Origin of the sequence: Streptomyces sp. NPDC086077 (genome assembly GCF_040686175.1) — a bacterium.
Taxonomy (GTDB): domain Bacteria; phylum Actinomycetota; class Actinomycetes; order Streptomycetales; family Streptomycetaceae; genus Streptomyces.
Window position 1 is genome coordinate 32,058 of the sequence record NZ_JBFBJT010000023.1, and the last position, 17,872, is coordinate 49,929.

The 17,872-nt window shown below is 71.8% G+C and carries 14 protein-coding genes; 9 read left to right on the plus strand and 5 right to left on the minus strand.

The features are described from left to right. Positions 1–83: 83 nt before the first annotated feature. Positions 84–608, plus strand: a complete 525-nt coding sequence (locus tag AB0O67_RS09740) for a pyridoxamine 5'-phosphate oxidase family protein (protein ID WP_365448030.1) — start codon at positions 84–86, stop codon at positions 606–608. Then, a complete protein-coding gene (locus tag AB0O67_RS09745; protein WP_365448032.1) occupies positions 608–1,057 on the plus strand; it encodes a VOC family protein in 450 nt (149 codons plus the stop codon). The genes AB0O67_RS09740 and AB0O67_RS09745 overlap by 1 nt, the downstream gene beginning before the upstream one ends. Positions 1,058–1,139: 82 nt before the next feature. Here the strand turns inward: AB0O67_RS09745 and panB are convergent, their stop codons facing one another. Next, positions 1,140–2,015, minus strand: a complete 876-nt coding sequence (panB, locus tag AB0O67_RS09750) for a 3-methyl-2-oxobutanoate hydroxymethyltransferase (RefSeq protein ID WP_365448034.1) — start codon at positions 2,013–2,015, stop codon at positions 1,140–1,142. Positions 2,016–2,213: 198 nt separating this feature from the next. On the opposite strand from panB, the gene AB0O67_RS09755 reads away from it, so the two are divergent. The 4 genes from AB0O67_RS09755 to AB0O67_RS09770 all read left to right on the plus strand — a co-directional run bounded on the left by AB0O67_RS09755 (position 2,214) and on the right by AB0O67_RS09770 (position 7,237). Continuing rightward, positions 2,214–3,818: an MFS transporter gene (locus tag AB0O67_RS09755; RefSeq protein ID WP_365448036.1), complete on the plus strand. Its 1,605-nt coding sequence runs from the start codon at positions 2,214–2,216 to the stop codon at positions 3,816–3,818. Positions 3,819–4,018: 200 nt separating this feature from the next. Continuing rightward, a complete protein-coding gene (locus tag AB0O67_RS09760) occupies positions 4,019–4,651 on the plus strand; it encodes a TetR/AcrR family transcriptional regulator (RefSeq protein WP_365448038.1) in 633 nt (210 codons plus the stop codon). Positions 4,652–4,835: 184 nt separating this feature from the next. Beyond that, entirely contained in the window at positions 4,836–5,888 is a 1,053-nt protein-coding gene (locus AB0O67_RS09765) for an endonuclease/exonuclease/phosphatase family protein (RefSeq protein ID WP_365448040.1), read from the plus strand. Between the two features lie 134 nt (positions 5,889–6,022). After that, positions 6,023–7,237, plus strand: a complete 1,215-nt coding sequence (locus AB0O67_RS09770; protein WP_365448042.1) for an MFS transporter — start codon at positions 6,023–6,025, stop codon at positions 7,235–7,237. A gap of 204 nt (positions 7,238–7,441) precedes the next feature. Here the strand turns inward: AB0O67_RS09770 and AB0O67_RS09775 are convergent, their stop codons facing one another. The 3 genes from AB0O67_RS09775 to AB0O67_RS09785 all read right to left on the minus strand — a co-directional run bounded on the left by AB0O67_RS09775 (position 7,442) and on the right by AB0O67_RS09785 (position 10,626). After that, positions 7,442–9,196 (minus strand): NAD+ synthase, encoded by a 1,755-nt coding sequence (locus AB0O67_RS09775; protein ID WP_365448044.1) that lies wholly within the window; start codon positions 9,194–9,196, stop codon positions 7,442–7,444. Positions 9,197–9,314: 118 nt separating this feature from the next. After that, complete coding sequence (locus AB0O67_RS09780) at positions 9,315–9,941, minus strand: DUF305 domain-containing protein (protein WP_365448046.1); 627 nt, start codon at positions 9,939–9,941, stop codon at positions 9,315–9,317. 22 nt (positions 9,942–9,963) lie between these two features. Beyond that, positions 9,964–10,626, minus strand: a complete 663-nt coding sequence (locus AB0O67_RS09785) for a DUF3105 domain-containing protein (RefSeq protein WP_365448048.1) — start codon at positions 10,624–10,626, stop codon at positions 9,964–9,966. Positions 10,627–10,927: 301 nt separating this feature from the next. Here AB0O67_RS09785 and AB0O67_RS09790 point away from each other — a divergent pair, with 301 nt between their 5' ends. From AB0O67_RS09790 to AB0O67_RS09800, 3 genes are all read left to right on the plus strand, one after another. Further along, positions 10,928–12,289: a glutamine synthetase family protein gene (locus AB0O67_RS09790; RefSeq protein ID WP_365448050.1), complete on the plus strand. Its 1,362-nt coding sequence runs from the start codon at positions 10,928–10,930 to the stop codon at positions 12,287–12,289. Positions 12,290–12,390: 101 nt separating this feature from the next. Then, the gene (locus AB0O67_RS09795) at positions 12,391–13,410 is read left to right on the plus strand and encodes an ATP-binding cassette domain-containing protein (RefSeq protein ID WP_365448052.1); all 1,020 of its coding nucleotides are present in this window, start codon (positions 12,391–12,393) and stop codon (positions 13,408–13,410) included. Then, the gene (locus AB0O67_RS09800) at positions 13,407–14,252 is read left to right on the plus strand and encodes an ABC transporter permease (protein WP_365448054.1); all 846 of its coding nucleotides are present in this window, start codon (positions 13,407–13,409) and stop codon (positions 14,250–14,252) included. Before AB0O67_RS09795 ends, AB0O67_RS09800 begins: the two co-directional genes overlap by 4 nt. Positions 14,253–14,272: 20 nt before the next feature. On the opposite strand, the gene AB0O67_RS09805 is transcribed toward AB0O67_RS09800, so the two are convergent. Further along, entirely contained in the window at positions 14,273–17,809 is a 3,537-nt protein-coding gene (locus tag AB0O67_RS09805; protein WP_365448056.1) for a BTAD domain-containing putative transcriptional regulator, read from the minus strand. Positions 17,810–17,872: the final 63 nt, after the last annotated feature.

Here is a 17,872-nt window from a genome sequence, read left to right on the forward strand (position 1 = left end):
CCCGCCGGTGACAGGCGCCGATGAGTTCGGCCGCCGTACGGGGTCTGCACTGCCGCAGGGACATCCACGGCAGGAGGCAGCTCATGACCGGCAGCCGACCCCGGACCCGGCTCGACACGCGGTACAGCGACGGGACGGCCACCGCGACGCCCTGGCCCGAGGCCGAGGCACTGCTCAGGGACGCGGAGCTGTTCTGGATCTCGACGGTACGTCCGGACGGGCGGCCGCATGTGACGCCGCTGCCCGCGGTCTGGTCCGACGGCGCGCTGCACTTCTGCACCGGACCTCAGGAGCGCAAGGCCCGCAATCTGGCGGGGAACGCGCGTGTCGTCCTGACCACCGGCACCAACACCTGGGACAAGGGCTACGACCTGGTGGTCGAGGGCGAGGCCGTCCGCGTGCGGGACGAGGGCCGGCTGCGCGAGCTGGCGGCGGCCTGGGAGGCGAAGTACGGCGAGTTCTGGCACTTCGAGGTGCGCGGCGGCTGCTTCCACCACGGGCCAGGTCACGCTTATGTGTTCTCGGTGGCGCCGCGTACCGTTTTCGGCTTCGGTAAGGGTGAGCCGTTCAGCCAGACGCGTTGGCGATTCGACCTGGAGGAGCACTGATGGACTTCACTCTCGAAGTGATCCCGCTGCCGGTGAGCGACATCGACCGGGCCCGCGACTATTACCGGGACAAGGTCGGCTTCCACGTCGACATCGACCAGGAGGTCATGCCGGGCATGCGGATCGTCCAGCTGACTCCCCCCGGCTCCGGCTGCTCGATCGCCCTCGGCGACAGCATCTGGGACATGACCCAGGGCCAGACGAAGCCCGAGCCCGGCTCCTACCAGGGCCTCCAGCTCTGTGTCGCCGACATCAAGGCGGCCCGCGCGGAACTGGTCGAGCGGGGCCTGGAGATCTCCGAGCCCGTGCAGTACGCCCCCGACGACGGCGCCACGTTCATGTACTTCAAGGACCCCGACGGCAACGGCTGGTCCGTCCAGGAGTACCGCCAACGCGCCACGGCCCCGCTGCACAAGGTCCTTCGGGACCTGGCGGCCGGTCAGGGGTGACGCCGGGCCGCTCGCGCGGCCGGAATGACGGCAGCCCGCCGACGGGGGATGATCGGCGGGCTGCCCGTGGTGCGGCGGTGGCTCAGTGGACGGAGTGCTCCTCCAGCGGGAACGTTCCGCCGACGACGTCCTCGGCGAACGCCTTCGCCGCGTTCCCCATCACCTCACGCAGGTCGGCGTACTGCTTCACGAACTTCGGCACCCGCCCGGCGGTCAGGCCGAGCATGTCGGTCCACACCAGCACCTGCGCGTCGGTCTCCGCGCCGGCGCCGATCCCGACCGTCGGGATCTGCAGCGTGCGCGTCACCTCGGCGGCCAGCTCCGCCGGCACCAGCTCCAGCACCACCGCGAACGCGCCCGCGTCCTGCACGGCCTTGGCGTCCCGCAGCAACTGCTGCGCCGCCTCCTCGCCGCGCCCCTGCACCCGGTAGCCCATGGCGTTGACGGACTGCGGGGTGAGGCCGATGTGGGCCATGACCGGGATGCCGGAGTCGACCAGCAGGCGGATCTGCTCGTGCGACCGCTCACCGCCCTCCAGCTTCACGGCCTGCACACCGGCCTCCTTCACCAGCCGGGTGGCCGAGCGCAGCGCCTGCACCGGCCCCTCCTGGTAGGACCCGAACGGCAGGTCGCCGACGATCAGGGGGCGCGTGGTGCCCCGTACGACCGCGGCGGAGAGCATGGTCATCTCCTCCAGGGTGACGGGCACGGTGCTCTCGTACCCGAGGTGGCAGTTGCCCGCCGAGTCGCCGACGAGGATCACCGGGATACCGGCCTCGTCGAAGACGGACGCGGTCATCGCGTCGTACGCGGTGAGCATGGGCCACTTCTCGCCGCGTTCCTTGGCGAGGGCGATGTCACGAACCGTGATGCGGCGGGTGCCCTTCCCTCCGTACAGCGCCTTGCTGCCGTCGGAGGACTTCTGCGGTGCGCTCTGGGCAGCCGAAAGCTGCGTCATGGCAACGGCTCCTTACGTCATCTCGAGGCGCCCTGACGGCGTCCCCGGACCGGTTCCATGGTGGCACCTCGTGCCAGGGACGGCTAGGGGGGCCCGCGTCACGCACGGCATGCACCGCACGTGAGGATCGCACCAGAGACAGGTAAAGACTTTTCGATACGGTACCGTCTCGTATCGTAAATCCCTAGGCTCGTCGGCATGACCACTCCCGCCGTTCCCGGCACCCGTGTCCCGGAAGCGGTGCACCGGCGCCGCTGGGCCATACTCGGCGTGCTCATGCTGAGCCTGCTGATCGTGGTGCTCGACAACTCGATCCTCAACGTCGCCGTCAAGACGATCTCGACCCCCGCGCCGACCGGGCTGGGCGCCACCCAGAGCGAGCTGGAGTGGGCGATCAACGCCTACACCCTGGTCTTCGCGGGCCTGCTGTTCAGCGCCGGCCTGCTAGGTGACCGGCTGGGTCGCAAGAAGATCCTGCTCGGCGGCCTCGTGATGTTCGGCATCGGCTCCGCGCTCGCCGCCTTCTCCGGCTCACCGGGTGAACTCATCACCTACCGCGCGGTGATGGGCTTCGGCGCGGCCTTCGTCATGCCGGCCACGCTCGCCGTCCTCATGAACGTCTTCGAGCGGGACGAGCAGCCCAAGGCCATCGGCATCTGGGCGGGCGGCGTGGGCCTCGCCATAGCCATCGGCCCGATCACCGGCGGCGTCCTCCTCGACCACTTCTGGTGGGGCTCGGTCTTCCTGGTCAACGTACCGATCGTGGTCCTCGCCGTCGGCCTGATGCTGTGGCTCGTCCCCGACTCCCGGGACCCCCACCCCGGCCGGATCGACCCCGTGGGCGTCACCCTGTCCGTCGTCGGCCTGGTCCTGCTGGTCTACGGCATCATCAAGGGCGGCCAGCTGGCCGACTTCACGGACCCGGTCGTGCTCGCGGCCATTGGGGCGGGGCTCGCCGTCCTGACCGCCTTCGTGATCTTCGAGAAGCGGAGCGACCACCCCTCCATCGACATCAGCTACTTCCGGAACAAGGTGTTCTCCGCCGCGATCACCGTCATCGCGCTGGTCTTCTTCGCGCTGATGGGTGTGACGTTCTTCGCCGTCTTCTACACCCAGAGCGTGCGCGGCTACTCGCCGCTGGAGACCGGCCTGCTGATGCTGCCGCTGGCCGCCGCCCAGATGATCTTCGCGCCGCGCGCCCGGCTGCTCGTCGACCGCTTCGGCAACAGGGCCACGACCACCGGCGGCATGCTGATCATCGCGGCGATGCTCGGCGCGTTCGCCACGCTGGACGAGAACACGCCGATCTGGATCCTGGAGGTCGTCTTCTTCCTCATGGGCACCGGCATGGCGCACATCATGACCCCGACCAGCGTCGTCATCATGCAGGCCCTGCCCCGCGAGAAGGCCGGCTCCGCCTCAGCCCTCAGCAACACCTTCCGCCAGGTCGGCGGCGCCCTCGGCATCGCGGTCCTCGGCTCGGTCCTCTCCACGGCCTACCGCAACTCGATCGACGACCACCTGACCGCACTCCCCGCCTCAGCGCGCCACACGGCCGGCGAGTCGATCGAGGCGACCCTGGCCGCCGCCTCCCACCTGGGCCCCAAGGGCGCCTCCCTGACAGCCCCGGCCCACCAGGCCTTCCTCGACGCCATGCATGTCACGGCGCTGTGCGGAGCGGGGGTGGCGCTGGTGGGCGCGGCGGTGGTGGCCGCGTTCCTGCCGGGCAGAACACCCGGCACACCGCCGGGCACCCCCCGGGTTCCGCAGCAGGCCCACGCGGGGGCGGACGGCACGGCCTGAGCCCGGCGCGGTCGCGACACCCGGGTGCCGGCGCCTGCGACCCCGGGCAGCGGCAGGGGCGGCGTGCGGGCGACGGCGCGAGGGCACCCCCGCCGGGGCGCGGCGCGCAACGCCCCGGCACCAGGCGCGACGCCGGACGGCGGCCGCAGGCGCCTTGGACCCGGGACAATCAGCGCAACGCACGGAAAGGACGCACCCCAGTGAACCCCCTCGCCGCAAGCCACCCCCCGCCCGCGGCCCCCGTCAGGGGCCGTCCTCGCAGCGAGGCCGTGGAACGCGCCATCATCGACGGCACGATGAGACTCCTGGAGGACGGCGTCCCGCTCGCCGAGCTGTCCATCGAGCGCATCGCCCGTACCGCGGGCGTCGGGAAGGCGACCATCTACCGCCGCTGGCGCGGCAAGGAGGAGCTCTTCGTCGACGTCGTCCGCTCCGCCGAACCCGCCGACCCCGAACTCCCCGGCACCTCCATGCGCGACGACCTCGTCGTCCTGCTCGAAGCCCTGCGCCGGCGCGGTCTGGCCAATCGCACCTCGGCGATCCTGCACAACGCGCACGCGCAGATGAAGACCAGCCCCCGCATCTGGGCCGCGTACCACAACGCCGTCATCGCACCCCGCCGCCGTCTCGGCCTGGAGGTCCTGCGGCGCGGACAGCAGGACGGCGAACTCCGCGCCGACGTCGACCTGGAACTCGTCCACGACATCGTCATCGGCCCCATGCTCGTGCGCTCGTTGCTGCACCCCGACGCCGAACTCCCCGAAGGCCTCGCGGAACAGCTCGTCGACACCCTGCTCGAAGGACTACGGCCCGTCAGCTCACCCACCGGGTAACCCGAATGTGCGCGTTTTGTCACAGAGGCCCCTCACGTCCCCCGAAAACGGAACTCCGCGCGCGGACTTGTTCGTCCTAAGTGCCCGTACGGCCGTCATGTGACGGCAGGATCGGAGCCGGACATCCCCTAGGGTCTTGTGCAAGGGGGACGACGGTGTGCACGGCAGGTAGCGAGGCGACGGTATGGCGCAGCAGGCGTACGTGACGGAGACGGCGGACGGTGGCTCGGAACCCGAGCGCCCCGGAACTCGGCTTCGGCGCGTGGCGGTCCGTGTGACCGGCGGCTGGCGCGGCGACCCCGGCATCTGGCGGCGCGGTCTCGTCGTGGCCGTGCTCGCGGTGCTGCTCGCCGGCGTGATGGTGGGCCACGCGTACATCCCGAACAGCGTGGGCAACCTCGGCAGCCTCACAGAGACGTTCCTGCCCTGGATCGGCCTGTTCGTCCCGGTGCTGCTCCTGCTGGCGCTGGTCCGCAGGTCGGTCGTCGCGCTGATCGCGGTACTGGTCCCGGCGATCGTCTGGCTCAACCTCTTCGGCGGGCTGCTCACCGACAAGGCCGGCACCGGCGGCGACCTCACCGTCGCCACCCACAACGTCAACGCCGACAACGCCGATCCGTCCGGCACCGCCCGCGACGTCGCCGCGTCCGGCGCGGACGTGGTGGCGCTGGAGGAGCTCACCGCGTCGGCCGTACCGACGTACGAGGCGGCCATGGCGTCGACGTACAAGTACCACTCCGTGCAGGGCACGGTCGGGCTGTGGAGCAAGTACCCGCTCGGCGACGTCCGGCCCGTCGACATCAAGCTCGGCTGGATCCGCGCCATGCGCGCCACGGTGTCCGCGCCCGGCGGACAGCTCGCCGTCTACGTCGCCCACCTGCCCTCGGTGCGGGTCAAGCTGGAGGCCGGGTTCACGGCCCGGCAGCGCGACACAAGCGCCGACGCTCTCGGCGAGGCCATCTCCCACGAGAAGGTGAGCCGGGTCGTGCTGCTCGGCGACCTCAACGGCACCATGAACGACCGTGCCCTCAACGCCGTGACCGCCCAGATGCGCTCCACGCAGGGCGCGGCGGGCAGCGGCTTCGGCTTCAGCTGGCCGGCGTCGTTCCCGATGGCCCGGATCGACCAGATCATGGTCAAGGGCGTGGAGCCGATGACCTCGTGGACCCTGCCGCAGACCGGCAGCGACCATCTGCCGATCGCGGCGCGGGTGCGGATGGACGAGTCCACCGGCTGAGCGGTGTGGGCGGGCTCACGCTGTGGGCGAGGTCACCGCAACCCGGCCTTAACCTGCTGGAATACTCGGCCTGCGAGCCTTTGTTCCGAGAATGAACATACGATGTACGGAACTCCGCTCTGAAAGGCCCTTCCATGCCCCTGGCCCTGCTCGCCCTCGCCGTGGGCGCCTTCGGCATAGGTACGACCGAGTTCGTGATGATGGGGCTCCTGCCCGATGTCGCGGGCGACCTGGACATCTCGATCCCCTCCGCCGGCCATCTGGTCTCCGCGTACGCGCTGGGCGTCGTCATCGGCGCCCCGCTGCTCGCCGCGGTCACCGCCCGGATGTCCCGGCGCACCGTCCTGATCGGCCTGATGGTCCTGTTCGTCGTGGGCAACGCCCTGTCGGCGTTCGCCCCTGACCACCACTGGCTGCTGGCCGCCCGCTTCCTCAGCGGTCTGCCGCACGGAGCCTTCTTCGGCGTGGGCGCCGTCGTCGCGACCGGCATGGTCACGCCCGAGCGCAAGGCGCGCTCCGTCTCGCTGATGTTCCTCGGCCTGACGGTCGCCAACGTCGCGGGCGTCCCGGTCGCCACCCTCGTGGGGCAGCACCTCGGCTGGCGGGCGACCTTCCTCGGCGTCAGCGTGATCGGCCTGGCGGCGATCGCCTCGCTGGCCCTGCTGATCCCGCACGACCACACGCACGCCGCCACCAGCGGGCTGCGCGGCGAGCTGGCCGCGCTGAAGTCGGTGCCGGTGTGGCTGGCCCTCGGCACGACGGTCGCGGGCTTCGGCGCGCTCTTCGCCGCGTACAGCTACATCACGCCGATGCTCACCGGCTCCGCCGGGTACGCGGGGACCAGCGTGACGCTGCTGCTGGCGCTGTTCGGCGTGGGTGCGACGATCGGCAACCTGCTGGGCGGCCGGCTCGCCGACCACGCCATGCGAGCCACCCTCTTCGGCGGCCTGGCCTCGCTGGTCGTGGTGCTCGCCGCCTTCCCGGTGCTCATGTCCGCCCAGTGGAGCGCCGCGCTGGCCGTGGTCCTGCTCGGTACGGCGGCCTTCGTCACCGGCTCGCCGTTGCAGCTGATGGTCATGGAGAAGGCGTCGGCCGCCCCGTCCCTGGCCTCCTCCGCCAACCAGGCGGCCTTCAACCTGGCCAACGCCGGCGGCGCCTGGATCGGCGGCCTCGCCCTGGCCGCGGGCTTCGGCACGACGTCCCCGGCGACGGCGGGCGCGGCGCTGGCGGTGCTGGGCCTGGCGGTGGCGGCCACGGCGTACGCGGTGGACCGACGGAACACCGGCGTGACCCACGAGCGCCTGGTGGCATCCCACGTCCCCCGACCCGCGGAGGCCGCACACCACTGAACGACGAGGCGTGGGCCGGGGCCCTGAGGCCTGAGTGCTCGGAGGCTCTGGAGATCAGGGGCTCGGGGCCTTGGGGGCCGACGGCGGCTGAGGCGCCGTGAAGGGGCGCGGGGACCGCGCGACCAGCCACGGACCATCCGCACCCGGCCACGCACCGCACCCCGAACGGCCGCGCACCGCCCCGGCGTCACGCCGTCCCGCGCGTCAGGCCGTCTCCCGCCACCCATTGGTGATCGGCAGCCGCCGGTCCTTCCCGAAGCCCTTCGGCGAGATCTTCGTCCCCGGCGGATACTGCCGCCGCTTGTACTCGGCCGTGTCCACCATCCGCAGCGTCTTCGTCACCAGCTCCCGGTCGAACCCGGCCGCCACGATCAGGTCGGCCCCCTCGTCCCGGTCCACGTACCGCTCCAGGATCGCGTCCAGGACGGGATAGTCCGGCAGGGAGTCCGTGTCGACCTGCCCCGGCCGCAGCTCCGCACTCGGCGGCTTGCTGATGGAGTTCTCCGGGATCGGCGGCGTCTCGCCCCGCTCCTCGGCCGCCCGGTTGCGCCACCGGGCCAGCCGGAACACCGACGTCTTGTACACGTCCTTGATCGGCCCGTACGCGCCCACCGAGTCGCCGTACAGCGTCGAATACCCCACTGCCAGCTCCGACTTGTTGCCGGGCGCCAGCACGATGTGGCCCTCCTGGTTGGAGAGGGCCATCAGCAGCGTGCCGCGCAGCCGGGACTGGAGGTTCTCCTCCGCCAGCCCGGTCAGCCCCAGCGACCCCATGTACGCGTCGAACATCGGCTCGATCGCGACGGTGCGGAAGTTCAGCCCCGTACGCCGTGCCAGCTCCGCCGCGTCCCCCTTGGAGTGGTCGGAGGAGTACTTCGACGGCATGGACACGCCGTACACGTTCTCCGTGCCCACCGCGTCGCAGGCGATCGCCGCCACCAGGGCGGAGTCGATACCGCCGGACAGTCCGATGAGCACCGACCGGAAGCCGTTCTTGGTCACATAGGCCCGCAGGCCCGTGACCAGCGCCGAGTACACCTCCGCGTCGTCGTCGAGGCGCTCGGCGTACCCGCCCGTCCGCTCCGGCTCGTACGCCGGCAGCGGCTCCTCGGACAGCACCAGCCGGTCGATGCGCAGCCCGTCGTCCACCACGCCGACCGGGGCATCGGGGTCGGCGGCCGGCAGGTCGAGGTCCAGGATCAGACACTCCTGCGCGAACTGCGGCGCCCGCGCCACGACCTCGCCGTCCCGGTCGACCACGATCGAGTCGCCGTCGAAGACCAGCTCGTCCTGCCCGCCGATCATGGCGAGGTAGGCGGTGGTGCAGCCGGCCTCCTGGGCGCGCTTGCGGACCAGTTCCAGCCGGGTGTCGTCCTTGTCGCGCTCGTACGGCGAGGCGTTGACGGACAGCAGCAGCCCGGCTCGCGCCGAACGCGCCGCCGGCACACGGCCGCCGTCCTGCCAGAGGTCCTCGCAGATGGCCAGCGCCACGTCGACGCCGTGCACCCGCACGACCGGCATGGTGTCGCCGGGCACGAAGTAGCGGAACTCGTCGAAGACGCCGTAGTTCGGCAGGTGGTGCTTGGCGAAGGTGAGCGCCACCTCGCCGCCGTACAGCACCGCCGCCGCGTTCTGCGGGGCGCCGGCCGGCTGACCGAATCTCGGCTGTGCGCGTTCGCTCCGGTCGAGGTAGCCGACGACCACGGGCAGTCCCCCGAGGCCCTCCTCGGCCAGGCGCGCCGCGAGCGAGCGCAGCGCCGCGCGGGAGGCCTCGACGAAGGAGGAACGCAGGGCCAGGTCCTCGACGGGATACCCGGTCAGCACCATCTCCGGGAACGCCACGAGATGCGCTCCGCGCTCGGCGCAGTGCCGGGTCCGGGTGAGGATCGTCTCCGAGTTCCCGGCGATGTCGCCGACGCGGGAGTCGATCTGGTTCAGGGCGAGACGTAGTTGAGGCACGGGGCCAGTGTAATCGTCAGAGCGACGCGATGGGGGGTCGCGGGGGTGTGGGCCGCCCCACGCGGCGCCACCGGGCGCCGTACGCCCCCGGGCCCCGGCGGCCCCACGCGGCGCCGTGCTACCGCCTGGCCGTCGCGCCCCGTTCCTTGAGCATGTCCGCCATCAGCCCGATCTCCGACTGCTGCCCCTCGACCATCCCCTGCGCGAGCCGCTTCTCCACGTCCACCGAGCACCTGTCCGCACAGCCCTCGGCCATGTGTGTGCCGCCTTTGTGATGGTCCGTCATGAGTTGCAGGTAGAAGATTTCGGCCTGCCTGCCGTTCAGCCTGCCGAGCCGCTCCATCTCGGTGTCGGTCGCCATCCCCGGCATCAGCGCGCCGTCCTCGCCGGAGGCCATGCCGCCCATGCCCATCCAGTCCATCGGCTGGGGCGACACCTTCGGCAGCTCCCACAGGTCCAGCCAGCCCAGCAGCATGCCGCGCTGGTTGGCCTGCGTCTGCGCGATGTCGTACGCCAGCCGCCGCACCTCTTCGTCCTCGGTGCGGTCCCGCACGATGTACGACATCTCCACGGCCTGCTGGTGGTGCACCGCCATGTCCCGCGCGAAGCCGGCGTCCGCGGAGTCGGCCGCGGGCGCGCCGGCCTCGGAGCCGCCGTCCTGGGCGACCGCGTACGTGATCCCGCCGACCGCGACGAGCAGCGCCGCCGCGGCCCCCGCGATCCATCCGGCCCGCGCGTGCCTCACGGTTCCCGCCTCACTGCCGCCGTCACTTCGCCAGCCCGCCCGTGCAGGCCGCCCCCGGCTCGGGGGTCTGCTTGCCCTGGACGTAGGTCTGGAAGAACTTGTCGACGTCCGCGTCGTCCGCGCCGGTCACCGTGCGCTGGTGGCCCCACGCCGACAGCATGATCGGGGCCTTCTGCCCCTCCATGGGGCTCATCAGCGTGTACGGCGTCTTCTTCACCTTCGCCGCCAGCGCGTCCACGTCGGCCTTGTCGGCCTTGCTCGTGTACGTCACCCAGACCGCGCCGTGCTCCAGCGAGTGCACGGCGTTCTCGTTGGGGATCTCGTCGGTGTAGACGTCGCCGTTGCAGTTCATCCACACCTGGTTGTGGTCGCCGCCGACCGGGGGCTTCATCGGGTAACTCACGCTCTTGGTGACGTGGTTCTGGGCCAGCTTGCCCTGCCACGTCTGCACGCCGTCCGCGCCGGCGACGAACTTGCCGGGGTTCTTGGAGTCACCGGCGGTGTCGGAGTCGTCCGACTGCGACCGGAGCAGCACCACGCCACCGACGACCAGACCGGCGACGACGACCACGCTGGCCACGATGGTGAGGATCCGGCTGCGGCGCTCGCGGGCACGCTCCGCGCGCCGCATCTCCTCTATGCGCGCCTTGCGCGAGGCACTGGTCTTGTTCTTGGCGGAACCCATGGGGCTGGCCCTTCTGGGAAACGGGTGACGGACGGGTGCGCTGATCGTAGTGGGCGAGGCCGACGATCTCGTAGGGAGGGCACAGAATTGGCCGGGCATTACGGATGCCGGGCCGAGCAGGCAAGATGGGCTCAACAGCCGTACACCTGCCGTACCGGAGGCGTTCAGGACGGGATCAGCCGGGCGATCAAGGTGCGCAACGCGCACGAAACGGTGTTGTGGTGGGATGCTCAGGTGCCCGACCGTGCCGTGCGCGGACGGGAGACGGACCGCCTGACCAGCAAGGATGGGGAATCGGAAGATGGACAAGCAGCAGGAGTTCGTGCTCCGGACCTTGGAGGAGCGCGACATCCGGTTCGTACGCCTGTGGTTCACGGACGTGCTGGGCTTCCTGAAGTCCGTGGCCGTGGCCCCGGCCGAGCTGGAGCAGGCCTTCGACGAGGGCATCGGCTTCGACGGCTCCGCGATCGAGGGCTTCGCCCGGGTCTACGAGTCCGACATGATCGCCAAGCCGGACCCGTCCACCTTCCAAATCCTGCCGTGGCGCGCGGAGACGCCGGGCACGGCCCGTATGTTCTGCGACATCCTGATGCCGGACGGCTCCCCCTCCTTCGCCGATCCCCGCTACGTCCTCAAGCGCGCCCTCGCCCGCGCCTCCGACCTGGGCTTCACCTTCTACACCCACCCCGAGATCGAGTTCTTCCTGCTGAAGAACAAGCCGGTCGACGGTACGGTGCCCATCCCCGCCGACAACTCCGGCTACTTCGACCACACCCCGACCAACGTCGGCATGGACTTCCGCCGCCAGGCGATCACCATGCTGGAGTCGATGGGCATCTCGGTCGAGTTCTCCCACCACGAGGGCGGCCCCGGCCAGCAGGAGATCGACCTGCGGTACGCCGACGCGCTGTCCACCGCCGACAACGTCATGACGTTCCGCCTGGTCATGAAGCAGGTGGCGCTGGAGCAGAACCTCCAGGCGACGTTCATGCCGAAGCCGTTCTCCGAGCACCCCGGCTCGGGGATGCACACCCACCTGTCCCTGTTCGAGGGGGACCGGAACGCGTTCTACGAGTCCGGAGCCGAGTTCCAGCTGTCCAAGGTCGGCCGCTCCTTCATCGCCGGGCTGCTGCGCCACGCGGGCGAGATCTCGGCGGTCACCAACCAGTGGGTGAACTCGTACAAGCGCATCTGGGGCGGCTCGGAGCGGACCGCGGGGGCGGGCGGTGAGGCGCCGTCGTACATCTGCTGGGGCCACAACAACCGCTCCGCGCTGGTCCGCGTCCCGATGTACAAGCCGGGCAAGACGGGCTCGGCGCGGGTCGAGGTCCGGTCGCTGGACTCCGGGGCGAATCCTTACCTCTCCTACGCCGTGCTGCTGGCCGCCGGCCTCAAGGGCATCGAGGAGGGCTACGAGTTGCCGCCGGGCGCCGAGGACGACGTCTGGGCGCTCTCGGACGCGGAGCGGCGCGCCATGGGCATCGAGCCGCTGCCCCAGAACCTGGGCGAGGCTCTGTCCCTCATGGAGCGCAGCGACCTCGTCGCCGAGACCCTCGGCGAGCACGTGTTCGACTTCTTCCTCCGCAACAAGCGCCAGGAGTGGTACGAGTACCGCTCCGAGGTGACGGCGTTCGAGCTGCGCAAGAGCCTGCCGGTGCTGTAGGCCGGCCGCGGGGGCTGTCCGGGGCGGCCGTCGGTTGTTCGTCGGTCTGTTGTCGGTCGGCTGTCGGGCGTTTGTCGGTGGGGGCTGGGAGTGTCTGCGGTATGACACGAATCGACAAGAAACCCAGCAGCGCGGCCGTGACCGTGCGGGGGCTGGTCAAGCACTACGGCGAGACCAGGGCGCTGGACGGTGTCGACCTGGAGGTGCGTGAGGGCACCGTGATGGGGGTGCTGGGGCCGAACGGGGCCGGTAAGACCACCCTCGTGCGGATCCTGTCCACACTGCTGGCGCCCGACGCCGGCCAGGCGACCGTCGCCGGCTACGACGTCGTACGGCAGCCCCGGCAGCTGCGCCGGGTGATCGGGCTCACCGGGCAGTACGCGTCGGTCGACGAGAAGCTCCCCGGGTGGGAGAACCTGTACATGATCGGGCGGCTGCTCGACCTGCCCCGCAAGGAGGCCCGCTCCCGTGCCGACGAGCTGCTGGAGCGGTTCTCGCTGACGGACGCGGCCAAGCGGCCGGCGTCGACGTACTCCGGGGGCATGCGGCGGCGGCTCGACCTTGCCGCGTCGATGATCGGGCGGCCCGCCGTGCTCTTCCTCGACGAGCCCACCACCGGCCTCGACCCGCGCACCCGCAACGAGGTGTGGGACGAGGTGAAGGCCATGGTCGGGGACGGTGTCACGGTCCTGCTGACCACGCAGTACATGGAGGAGGCCGAGCAGCTCGCCTCCGAGCTGACCGTCGTGGACCGGGGGAAGGTCATCGCGAGCGGCGGGATCGAGGAGCTGAAGGCCAAGGTCGGCGGGCGGACGCTGCGGGTGCGGCCGACCGATCCGGCGCAGCTGCGGCCGCTGGCCGGCGCCCTGGACGAGCTGGGCATCACCGGGCTGGCCACGACCACCGTGGACACCGAGGGCGGCACCGTGCTGGTGCCGATCCTGAGCGACGAGCAGCTGACCGCCGTGGTCGGCGCCGTCACGGCGCGCGGTATCACGCTCGCCGGCATCAGCACCGAACTGCCCAGCCTCGACGAGGTGTTCCTGTCCCTCACCGGCCATCGCGCCAGTGCCCCGCAGGACACCGTGCCCGCCGACGACCGCGAGGAGGTCGCCGTATGAGCGCCGCCACAGCCGCCACCGACACCACCGCGACCACCGCCGTCCCCGGCCTGAAGGACGACGCGCGGATCACGCTGCGCGGGCATCTGCGGCACACCGGGGCCCTGGTCCGCCGCAACCTGCTGTGGATCCGGCAGGACCCCGAGTCGATGTTCGACGCGCTGCTGATGCCGGTCGTCTTCACCCTGTTGTTCGTCTACGTCTTCGGCGGCTCGATCGGGCAGGCCCTGGGCGGCGGGCAGGACGGGTACGTGCAGTACGTGATCCCCGGCATGATCGCGATGATGAGCATGACGCTGTCCCAGGGCGTCGGCACCGGCTTCAGCCAGGACTTCAACTCCGGTGTCATGGACCGCTTCCGGTCCCTGCCGATCGGGCGCGGCTCGGTGCTGTTCGCGAAGATCTCGGTCGAGCTGGTCCGGATGCTGTTCGCGACGACCGTGCTGATGATCGTCGCCGTTCTGGTCGGGTTCGACATCACCAGTTGGCTCGGGCTGTTCGCGGCCGTCGGTCTGTCGACGGCGTTCGCCTCGTCGATCATGTGGGTGTTCCTCACCCTGGGCGTGATCCTGAAGAACGCGCAGTCCGTGCAGGCGATGGGCTTCCTGGTGCTGTTCCCGCTCCAGTTCGGCTCGTCGATCTTCGCGCCGACGGCGTCGATGCCGGGCTGGCTCCAGGCGTTCACCGACTACAACCCGCTGTCCACGCTGGCGGACGCGGCCCGCGGCCTGATGGTGGGCGGCCCGGTCGCGCAGGACCTGTGGGTGACCCTGGGCTGGTCGGCGGCGATCACGGCGGTGATGGCGCCGGTCGCGATCCACAAGTTCAAGACGAAGAACTGAACCGGTCGCGCCACGACCGTTCACACCAGGGCGGCGGCCTCCTGCGGGGAGAGGCCGCCGCCTTCGGCGTACGCCGCCGCGAACTCCCCGGCAGACAGGGCCTCGCGTACGGCGGCCGTGGCGCGCTCACGCGCCCGGCGCTCCAGGGAGGAGCACAGATGGCCGGGGGGCAGCAGCGCGTCGGCCGCACCCAGGCAGCGGGCGGCGTCGCGGGCCTCCCGTCCGCCGTCGGAGCCGGCCAGCACCAGCGCGGCGACGACCAGGTACGAGGAGAACAAGTGCGGAGCCATCGCCTTCGACAGCGGGTCGTCGGCCTGCGCGAGGGCGCCCCGGATCTTCTCCCTGGCCGCCTCGTAGTGCCCCTCCGCGGCGTCCACCCAGGCCTCCTGGCCGAGGATGAACGCGTCGAAGACGACGAAGTGGGCGATGACGAACTCCTCGCGCAGCATCCGCAGGTGCTCGCGCGCCTCGGCGGTCCGACCGGTGATGCTGAGCCACCCGGAGAGGATGAGCCGGCCGAACGGCATCGCCTCGTTGTGCGCGCCCTTCCCGGCGGCGAGCACCTCGCGCAGCAACCGCTCGCCCCGCTCCGCCTCGCCCGCCTCCAGCAGCGCGCTGCCCAGCCGGGCGGTGAGGATCGCGTGCTGGGCACGGGCGCCGAGTCGCTGGGCGTGTTCCATGGCGGCCTCGTAGTCGGCGGCGGCCTCCAGATGGCGCCCCTTGCGTTCGAGGGTCTCGGCGCGCGCGGACAACGCCTCGGCGCTGCCCCAGGCGTCGCCGAGGCGGTCGTAGATCGCCAGCGACTCGTCGGCGTCCCGGCCGGCCTCGGTCGCCCGGTCGGGACGGTTGGCGAGGATGTTGGCGCGGATCTGCAGGCTGGCGGCCAGTTCCCAGTCGAAGTCGGGGGTGCTGCGGCAGGTGTCGACGGCGGCGTCGATGAGCGTGGCCAGCCGCTCCATGTCGCCGGTCAGCATCACGGCGTAGAAGGACAGCATGCCGGGGCTGCGGCAGGTCTGCGGCAGCCCCGGTTCGTAGACCTCGGCGATGGTCCGCAGCTTGCGCTGGGCCTCGGGGGTCTGCCAGGTGTCCAGTTCGGTGTCCATGCAGGCGAGGTGCCCCAGGTGGACGCCGCGCCGGGCCTCCTCGAGGACCTCCCCGGTCATGGGGGGAGGTTCGGCGGTGCAGCGCTCCCGCACCGGGGCGGCCTTGGAGACCGGTTCGGCGAAGGGGTCGGGGCCGAGGTCCATGGCCGCGCGGCACCAGGTGCGGGCCTCGATGCGCAGATCGCGCATCTGCCAGTACCAGACCAGCGACAGCACCAGGCACAACGCCTCCTGCTCGTCGTGTTCGGCGACGGCGTGCCGCAGCGCCGTGCGCAGGTTCTCGTACTCGCGCTCCAGCCGCTCGATGGCGGCGAGCTGGCCGGGGCCGCGCAGCAACGGGTCCGTGGTGCGGGCGAGTTCGCGGTAGTGCGTCAGGTGGGCGCGCTCGGTGGCGCGGCGCCGGCCGGCCTCGTCCAGGCGTTCGCCGGCGTACTCGGCGACGGTCTCCAGGAGCCGGTAGCGCATCTCGCCGTCCGCGGTCGGGGTGGCGACGACGAGCGACTTGTCGACGAGGGAGCCGAGCGCGTCCAGGGCGGCGGGCCCGCACACGGCCTCGGCGGCGGCGAGGTCGCAGCCGCCGGCGAACACGGAAAGGCGGCGCAGTACCTCCCGTTCGCCCTCGTCGAGAAGGTCCCAGGACCAGTCGACGACGGCACGGAGCGTCTGCTGGCGAGGCAGGACGGTCCGGCTGCCGGAGGTGAGCAGGCGGAAGCGGTCGTCGAGCCGGTCGGCGATCTGGCGGGGGGTGAGCATCCGCAGCCGGGCGGCGGCGAGCTCGATGCCGAGGGGCAGGCCGTCGAGGCGGCGGCAGATCTCGGCGCAGGCCTCGGGGTCGTCGCCGACGCGGAACCCGGGACGGGCGGCGGAGCCGCGGTCGGCGAGCAGCCGCAGGGCGTACGGCTCCGGCAGCGGCTCCACGGGCCGCAGCACCTCCCCCGGCACGCCGAGGGGTTCCCGGCTGGTGGCGAGGACCGTGAGGTGCGGGCACCGCGCCAGCAGTTCCTCCGCCAGGCGGGCGGCGGCGTCGACGACGTGCTCGCAGTTGTCGAGGACGAGCAGCATGCGGCGCCGGGCGCAGTGCTCGACGAGACGCGCGACGGGGTCGTCGTGCCGGTCCGCGACGGCGGCGCGGAACTCCTCGGCGCCGGCGCCGTGCAGCACGGTCTCGCGGGCGCCGATCGCGGTGAGCACGGCCTCGGGGACGGCGGCGGGGTCCTCGACCGGCGCCAGCTCGGCCAGCCACACACCGTCGGGGGCCGTGTCCCGTACGTTCTCGGCGGCCTCCTGCGACAGCCGGGTCTTGCCCGCCCCGCCGGGCCCGAGCAGCGTGACGAGCCGCGCGGTGGCGAGATCACCACGGATGGCCTCGATGTCGTCGGCCCGCCCTACGAACGAGGTGAGACGGGCCCGCAGATTGCCCGGGGGCGACGTGCGGTCACCGACCGCGGCGGCGGCCCCGGACGCAACGACCGCGTTGTCCACGCCGGGCACGAAGCCCCACCGGGCGGCACCGGGAGCATGAGGCGACTGGCCGGCACCGGAGGCGGAGGCCGACGGATTCACGCGGGGGGCATGGGGCGATGCGGCGGCACCCGGGACGCGGGTCGCGGGGTCCGCGCCGGACCCGGGACCGAACGGGGCACCGGAGGCGGAGGCCGACGGATCGACGCCGGGCGCCGGGGAAGTCGGGTCCGCGCCGGAAACGGGGACTGACGGGTCCGCGCCCGGGTGGACAAGAAGGTCCGCGTGCAGGGCGCGCAGCTCAGGGCCCGGGTCGGCCCCCAGCCGGTCGGCGAGCAGTCGTCGTACGTCCTCGTAGGCGGCCAGTGCCTCGGCGGTGCGGCCCGCGTCACGCAGGGCGCGCAGGCGCAGGGCCTGGAGGGGTTCGTCGAGGGGGTGGTTCCCGCACAGGGCGGTCAGCTCGGGCAGCACCTGCTCGGCATGGCCGAGCGCGAGGGCGGTGGCGAGCCGGGCACGCCTGGCGTCGAGCCGGCGGGCGGCCCAGCGGGCCGCCTCGGCGGCGCGGTCGGGCAGGTCGGCGAGCGCGGGGCCGTGCCACAGGGCGAGGGCGTCGTCGAGGAGGACGGCGGCCTTGGCGGGGTCCCCGTCGGCGAGCGCCCGCGCGCCCTCGTCGGCGAGCCGCTCGAACCGGTGCAGGTCGACGTCGTCGGGCGCGGCGGCCAGCCGGTACCCGCCGTCGGCCGAGGCCACGGCCTCGGCCCCCAGTGCCCGCCGCAGCCGTCCGACGAGCGCCTGGAGTGCCCCGGCCGCGTCGGCGGGCGGGTCCCCGTCCCACACCTCCTCGACGAGCAGCCCCACGGGCACGGCCCGTCCGGCCCTGAGCGCCAGCACGGTGAGCAGCGCACGCAAGCGCGCCCCGCCGATCGAGAGGACCGAACCGTCGGGGCGAACCGCCTGTGTGGTGCCGAGGATGCGATAGCGCACGGAACCCATTGTCACTGCTCCGGCCAAGGGACCGCCTCCAGGTTTACGCGGGCACGAACCGCGCGTGCCGGA

Bases quoted from the DNA above. Each gene is read 5' to 3' on its own strand.
- AB0O67_RS09740 (WP_365448030.1), top strand. From the start codon at position 84: ATGACCGGCAGCCGACCCCGGACCCGGCTCGACACGCGGTACAGCGAC.
- AB0O67_RS09745 (WP_365448032.1), top strand. From the start codon at position 608: ATGGACTTCACTCTCGAAGTGATCCCGCTGCCGGTGAGCGACATCGAC.
- panB (WP_365448034.1), bottom strand. From the start codon at position 2,015: ATGACGCAGCTTTCGGCTGCCCAGAGCGCACCGCAGAAGTCCTCCGAC.
- AB0O67_RS09755 (WP_365448036.1), top strand. From the start codon at position 2,214: ATGACCACTCCCGCCGTTCCCGGCACCCGTGTCCCGGAAGCGGTGCAC.
- AB0O67_RS09765 (WP_365448040.1), top strand. From the start codon at position 4,836: ATGGCGCAGCAGGCGTACGTGACGGAGACGGCGGACGGTGGCTCGGAA.
- AB0O67_RS09770 (WP_365448042.1), top strand. From the start codon at position 6,023: ATGCCCCTGGCCCTGCTCGCCCTCGCCGTGGGCGCCTTCGGCATAGGT.
- AB0O67_RS09785 (WP_365448048.1), bottom strand. From the start codon at position 10,626: ATGGGTTCCGCCAAGAACAAGACCAGTGCCTCGCGCAAGGCGCGCATA.
- AB0O67_RS09790 (WP_365448050.1), top strand. From the start codon at position 10,928: ATGGACAAGCAGCAGGAGTTCGTGCTCCGGACCTTGGAGGAGCGCGAC.
- AB0O67_RS09795 (WP_365448052.1), top strand. From the start codon at position 12,391: ATGACACGAATCGACAAGAAACCCAGCAGCGCGGCCGTGACCGTGCGG.
- AB0O67_RS09800 (WP_365448054.1), top strand. From the start codon at position 13,407: ATGAGCGCCGCCACAGCCGCCACCGACACCACCGCGACCACCGCCGTC.
- AB0O67_RS09805 (WP_365448056.1), bottom strand. From the start codon at position 17,809: ATGGGTTCCGTGCGCTATCGCATCCTCGGCACCACACAGGCGGTTCGC.